Annotated in this window: 1 protein-coding gene; it reads right to left on the bottom strand. The window is 46.6% G+C overall.

Annotated elements, in window-relative coordinates; translation table 11 throughout:
- Positions 1-65: 65 nt before the first annotated feature.
- Positions 66-413 (bottom strand): hypothetical protein, encoded by a 348-nt coding sequence (locus AC07E3_RS21370; RefSeq protein ID WP_478364737.1) that lies wholly within the window; start codon positions 411-413, stop codon positions 66-68.
- Positions 414-1,456: the final 1,043 nt, after the last annotated feature.

The following is a 1,456-nucleotide window of genomic DNA, read 5'->3' as shown; positions in this document are numbered from 1 at the left end:
AACAGTGACTTCGGATCCATATCGGCACTCCCCATGGTTCATCCGAAGTGAATCATGAAGCGGCTCTACAGGCCAGGGTTTTTGCGGGTCTCCAGCTGGAAGCCCTGCTCGAAGGAACGGTTGAGATGTTCGGCAAACTGAAGCGGCGTGCTGAGCGGGCTGGCCAAAAGGTCCAGCGCCGCAGGCTCGATCAAAGCGTCGATGTCGGCATCTTCGACAGCACAGGCTTTTAACAGCCAGTCGAGATAGGTTCGAGCCTCTTCGCCAAGTCCGTCGAATGGAAGCTCATCGGTGCGGTGACCGATCTCTTCCGTGATGGGCCGGCGCAAATCGTTGCGCAGTTTTGGGTGGCCGACGAGCACGATGGACAATTTGCCGCCATCGCGGGCGATGACCTCCATCAACCGTTTCATCCGCCAATACATAGCCGTCCGAAACAGAGGGGTCCAAACGTTGGAATCAATCCACTAGAAAAAAACTCTCAAATAGGCAATATAAATAACATGCAATAAATCCAGAAACGCCTGTCAAAAGCGAAAGAATAATATAGCCGTATATATCAAACTCTGGACATGAATATATAATTATATTTGACGCACCGTGATATACAGAAAGAACAAATAGCGCAATCAACGAAGAATTTGCGTTAGCATATGTATAACTTGAAAATACATGAAAAGAAGACGTGCTTCCCGATATGGTTATCGTCATAAGAATTAAAAAAAACCATGGGCTCTAAGATAAGCCAAATGAGAGCTTACCTCGCTAAGCTTTACGTAAAACTCGGCCGCAAAAAAATAAAGAATGAAAAAATACTGCACCGAGTATTTTTCAACGCCTGTACAATAATGAGCTTCACCACCTCTTCAGCAAACGCAAAGGCAAAAATAACTGCGGCTGCACTATGCATAATTGCCACTTCCACCAGAACCCATGGGACCTGCAACAAACATGTTCTTTTTTTCACTATGTCCTTGCAATAACATTTCGTAAAAAGTATCTAACTTATATATTATATAGAAACGCTTATAATATTCAGGCCGCCAATGAAAATGAACGGCCTAAATTATTTCCATTGCATGAATGCGCGCAAAATATTTAGTGACGGTCTCTTTGCCTGTAACCGCCAAACATATTTGCAGACATGTTGTCGGCTGCTGTTCTCGACGAGTTATTCCCGATCACAAGCGACGCATAGGCGTCAAAAGCACGTCCAATCAACGATTGTGCTACCCCTGGATTATTTCCAGGGCGCTGGATTGAACGGAGTGTACTTTCGGCTACACCGGACGCATCAAGTCCGCGACGATACCCACGGGTACGACCTGCCGCCTGATCTGCGCCGATACTATTGCCACGACTGAATAGCCCCTAGATTTGTGGACGCCTTCTTCCCTAAATTTGAGGCAAGGAGGCCATGATGGGGACCAGCAATTTCAGTGATGAGTTCAAGCGC

It is taken from the genome of Nitratireductor lacus (assembly GCF_056431025.1).
The sequence above is the reverse complement of the archived record's forward strand: the minus strand, read 5'-3'. Positions and strand labels throughout refer to the sequence as shown.

Excerpts from the sequence above, each read along its gene's own strand:
- AC07E3_RS21370 (WP_478364737.1), bottom strand. The coding sequence starts at position 413 with ATGAAACGGTTGATGGAGGTCATCGCCCGCGATGGCGGCAAATTGTCC.